Raw genomic sequence first — 4,861 nt, 5'->3', positions numbered from 1 at the left:
GCAGGTCGGTGCGGAACTTCCCCATCGGGTCCAGCTCGCGGGCCAGCGCCAGGAAGTCGGCGTGCCGGGGGTACGCGGCGGCGACCGCCGCCGGGTCGAGGGTGAACACCTTGCCCCAGTGCGGCCGGGGCGCGAACGGGGCCAGCGCCCGTTCCACCTCGGCGAGCACCGGGGCCACCGCGTCGGCGTCGCCGATCCAGGTGAAGTGCACGGCGAGGCTGTCCCGCCGGTACTGCGGGCTCAGCCACAGCTCGTCGGCGGCGATCGTACGCAGCTCGCAGACCTGGAGCACGGCGGCGATCCGGTCCGCCAGCGGGTCCAGCGCGGCCAGTGCCCCGGCCGCCGCCGCCCGGGGCAGGTGGTACTCCGACTGGAGCTCGTCGCCGCTGCTCGGGGTGAAGCCGAGCCGGAAGTGCGGCAGCCGCTCGTGCCACGGCCCCGGCTCGCCGAGCTGGGCGGTGCAGTTGCGCGCCGGCATCCCGGGCACCGGGTGCACGGGCCCGGCCGCCGCCGTGGTGCCGAGCCAGTCGGCCGGCGGCGGCGGGGCGTCCGCGAGCTGCTTGCGCCACACCTGGTCGATCCGGTCGCCGCGCCAGTCGGTGAACAGGCTCACGCTGTACGCCGAGGCGAACGCCTCGTCCAGCGCCGCGCGCGGCAGGCCGAGCCGGACGTACTGCCGCACCTCGAAGTCGGGCACGACGTCCAGGGTGACCCGGGTGACCACGCCCAGCGCGCCGAGCGAAACCACCATCCCGGCGAACCGGTCGCCGTCGGCGTCCCGCCGTACGGTCAGCAGGTCGCCGTCGGCGGTGACCAGCTCCAGCGCCGAGACGGCCGAGGCCAGGTTGCCGATCCCGACGCCCGAGCCGTGGGTGGCGGTGGCCACCGCGCCGGCCACCGAGATGTGCGGCAGCGACGCCATCGTCGGCAGGGCGTACCCGGCGGCGTGCAGCCGCGTGGCCAGGTCGCCGTAGCGCACGGCGGCGGCGACGGTGACCGTTGATCGCTCCCGGTCGACCTCGACCGTCGGCGGCAGCCCGGCCAACGAAACCAGGTCCCCGCCGGTGTCGCCGAGCCGGTTGAACGAGTGACCCGTGCCGACCGCCCGCAGCCGGTCGCTGCCGGTGACCAGCCGGCGCAGCTCGTCCAGCCCGGTCGGGCGGTGCCGGCGCGCCGCCGAGTAACGCACGTTGCCGGCCCAGTTGCGCTCCGGCACGCCCGCCCCGGACTCCCGGTCGCTCGCGTCCACGTGACCCTCCCGTCACTCGGCGTCGTCGAATCGACGCCCGGGCGGCTCCGGCGGGCCGGACACTGGTTGCCCGGGGCGTCGTCGGGGAACCATACGCCCATGAGCAGCTATCCGGACCCCGCCCTGCGCGGCGACGTGTACCCGTCCGAGGAGGAGATCGACCCGACCGGCGTCGGTCCGGACCCACGTGGTGCAGTTCGACCTCGACGGCGACGGCGTCCCGGACATCACGTACCTGGACTGCGACCGGGACGGCCGCCTCGACACCGTCGTGCGCGACGAGCACCCGACCCGCTGAGCCAGCCGGGGCGTTGCCGGCGCTTCCCACCCTCGCAGTCATGCCGGGCCACGACCGGTGGTAGACGAACACGCCCCCACCTCCACCTGAGGCTCTTTCGCAGGTTTCCGCCAGCGGGGCCCCGGGCGTCAGCCGATCCGGCGAACCGGCCGCTAGAGCTGAGGCATCACCTCGGCGGCGACCAGCTCGACGTGGTCCAGGTCGGCCAGGTCGAGGACCTGGAGATAGATCCGGCCGCTGCCCGTCTCCGCGTACCGGCCGATCTTGTCGACGACCTCGGCGGGGGTGCCGGCTAGGCCGTTCTCGCGCAGCTCGGCCGGCTCCCGCCCGATCACCTCGGCCCGCCGCCGCACCTCGGCCTCGTCCCGTCCGCAGCACAACACCAGGGCGTTGGACCAGCTCATCCCGGCCGGGTCCCGGCCGATCCCCGCGCACGCGGTGCGGACCCGGTCGAACTGCGCGGCCGTCTCCGCCACCGAGACGAACGGCAGGTTGAACTCGTCGGCGTAGCGGGCCGCGAGGCGGGGCGTGCGGGTCGGCCCCTTACCACCGATCAGGATCGGCGGCCGCGGCTGCTGCAGCGGCTTGGGCAGCGCCGGCGAGCCGGTCACCGGGTAGTAGCGCCCGGCGTGGTCGAAGGTCTTGCCGGCCGGGGTCTCCCAGAGCCCGGTGATGACGGCGAGCTGTTCCTCCAGCCGGTCGAACCGCTCCCCCAGCGCCGGGAACGGGATGCCGTACGCGCTGTGCTCCTCGGCGAACCAGCCGGCGCCGATGCCCAGCTCCACCCGGCCGCCGCTCATCTGGTCGACCTGCGCCACGGTGATCGCGAGGGGGCCGGGGAAGCGGAAGGTGGCGGCCGTCATCAGCGTGCCGAGCCGGATCCGGGAGGTGTCCCGGGCCATGCCGGCCAGGGTGGTCCAGGCGTCGGTCGGGCCCGGGTCGCCGCTCACCGCGCCCATCTTCAGGTAGTGGTCGGACCGGAAGAACGCGCCGTAGCCGGCGTCCTCGGCGCAGCGGGCCACGGCGAGGAGCTGGTCGTAGGTGGCGCCCTGCTGGGGTTCGGTGAAGATCCGCAGTTCCATTCCCCGAGCATAGGCAGTGCAAGGAGGGGCCCCTTGTCAACGCCTCCGGTAGGGAGGGGCACCCACTGGCCCCGCGCGGTCAGTCGGCCGGCGCGCCCCCGTCGGGTCGCGACCGGGCCGCCCGCGCCACCACCTCCTCCGGCGTCAGCGGCGCCTTGGGATGGTGGGTCAGGCACAGCGGGGTGTCCACCTTGACGAAGGAGAAGCCCTCCCCCGCCGCGTAGAACTGGCCGCTGGTCAGCAGCCCGATGTCCGGCAGCCGGCCGCCCTTGGCCTCGGCGAGTTGCCGGGCCGCGTCGATCTGCGCGGGTGCGTTGAGCAGCCCGAAGAACTGGGTGGTGGCGTTGCCGGAGATCTGGTTGTGCAGGCCCTTCGGGGCCTGGGTGGCGAAGACCAGCCCGAGGCCGTACTTGCGGGCCTGCGAGGCCAGTGCGATGGAGCTGGCCGTGCAGGCGGTGTTCCCGCTCGACGGCGCGAGGGTCTGCGCCTCGTCCATCACGAAGAGACCGCCCAGCGGCCGGTCCCCGGCGGGATGCCGCCGGATCCAGGCGAACAACGCCATCTGCAACTGGTTGACGAAGCTCTGCCGTTCCTGGTCGGAGGTGAGGCCGACGAAGCTGACCACCGACACCCGGGCCCGCCGGCCCGGAGCCGGGGTGAGCAGCAGGCCGGGGTCGGCCGGGGTGCCCGCGCCGCCGAAGAGCGGGTCGGTGACCATCACCGCCTTGAGGGTTTCGGCCAGGTCCAGGGCCAACTTGTCCGCCCGGGCCAGCCGGCTCACCCCGTCGGGCAGGTCGGCGAGGAACTCGGTGAAGCCGGGCAGGCCCACCATGCCGGTCCGCGCGTACGCCAGCAGCGCCTCCGTCAGCACCGCCTTGCCCTGCTGGGCCAGCCGGGTCGGGCGGTCCACCCCGGCCCGGGGCGCGAGCGCCTCCACCGCCGAGCGGATCGCCTGGTCGAACTCGTCCGGCGAGTCCCGCAGCGGGGAGAAGTCCGGCAGCGGCTGGAAGCTCAGCGGCTGGCCGGCTGTGACCCGTGGCGTGAAGACCACGACCTCGGTGTGCTCCAGGTAGTCCCGGGCCCGCTCGTCGTCGCCCGGCCCCCAGCCGGCCGGCGGCTGCGGCCAGGCGTCGCCCAGGCGGGCCAGGTCGTTGTTCGGGTCCAGGACGATCGCGGAGACGCCCTGCCGGGCGCACTCCTCGACGATCCGCCGGATCAGCACCGTCTTGCCCGAGCCGGAGCCGGCGAAGACCACGCTGTGCCGGCGCAGCGAGTCCAGGTTCACCTCGAACGGCTCCCGCGCGCCCGTGGTGTGCCCCAGCCGGATCGCCGTACCGCCGGCGGGCCGCGCCCCGGCGGTGGGGCCACCGGTCGCCGGGCCCACCGCCGCGCCGACGGCCGCCCTCCGAGCCGGACCGTCGGCGGCAGGCGCCGGACCGTCCGCGAGAGGCGCTGCCGGCGGCGCGGGCGCGTCCCCCGCCGGTGCCGGGGCGGGGCCGCCGAGCACCGCACGGAACAGGGTGGTGCCGCTCGCCGGCCGGCGGGCCACCAGCCACTCGTGGTAGGCCGCGTCCGGGCTGCGGCCCAGTTCGCGCAGCGCCGCGTACACCCGCAGGTCCGCCTCGGGCACGGCGCGGCGCAGCCCGCCGGCCGCGTCGAACGCCGCCAGCACCTGCGCAGTACGTTTCCCGGTCGGCCACTGTCCGGCGCGCAGCAGCACGAGCCGGCGCTGCGGGAACTGCCGGTCCAGCCCGGCCATGGTGCAGGCGGCCCTGATCCGGGCGATCGTGGCGATGGCGTTCGGGTGGGCGATCCCCCGGAAGCACCAGTGCGCCTCGTTCTCGGTGGCCTCGTCGAGCACCTCGATCAGCCGGGCGTGCAGGGCCGGCTTGCGCCCCGGCGGCGGGTCGTGCTTGTACGTGGCCCCCGTCGGGGCCTGCTCGGCGATCCACGCGGCGAGCCCGGCGGCGAGCAGCGGCGGCAGGTGCTCGTCCTCGGTCCGGTGGTCGAGGGCAGGGCCGACGTCGGCCGCCGCGACCAGCCGGGCGAACCGCTCGTCCAGCGGGCGCAGGTCCGCCGGACCGGCCGGCGGGGGCAGCGGGGGCGGCGGCTGACTGCCGTCGATGAGCCGGTCCAGCGCGGCCACCTCGTCGGCGTCCCGGCACCAGGCGACGTGCCGGTCCACCCGGCGTAGCAGGGCGCGGGGGGTGAGGTTCGGGGCGTCCGCGAACG

General features: G+C 75.5%; 3 protein-coding genes. All 3 read right to left on the bottom strand.

Annotated elements, in window-relative coordinates; translation table 11 throughout:
* Positions 1-1,249 (bottom strand): FAD-binding protein (locus E1258_RS29945; RefSeq protein WP_371688705.1); only part of this gene is annotated, 1,249 nt, incomplete at its 3' end.
* A gap of 450 nt (positions 1,250-1,699) precedes the next feature.
* A complete protein-coding gene (locus E1258_RS29935; RefSeq protein ID WP_132407014.1) occupies positions 1,700-2,629 on the bottom strand; it encodes an LLM class F420-dependent oxidoreductase in 930 nt (309 codons plus the stop codon).
* A gap of 79 nt (positions 2,630-2,708) precedes the next feature.
* A partial coding sequence (locus E1258_RS29930) for an ATP-binding protein (RefSeq protein WP_132407012.1) occupies positions 2,709-4,861 on the bottom strand: 2,153 nt, incomplete at its 5' end.

The sequence above is a fragment of the Micromonospora sp. KC207 genome (assembly GCF_004348615.1).
Taxonomy (GTDB): domain Bacteria; phylum Actinomycetota; class Actinomycetes; order Mycobacteriales; family Micromonosporaceae; genus Micromonospora.
The sequence above is the reverse complement of the archived record's forward strand: the minus strand, read 5'-3'. Positions and strand labels throughout refer to the sequence as shown.

Excerpts from the sequence above, each read along its gene's own strand:
- E1258_RS29935 (WP_132407014.1), bottom strand. The coding sequence starts at position 2,629 with ATGGAACTGCGGATCTTCACCGAACCCCAGCAGGGCGCCACCTACGAC.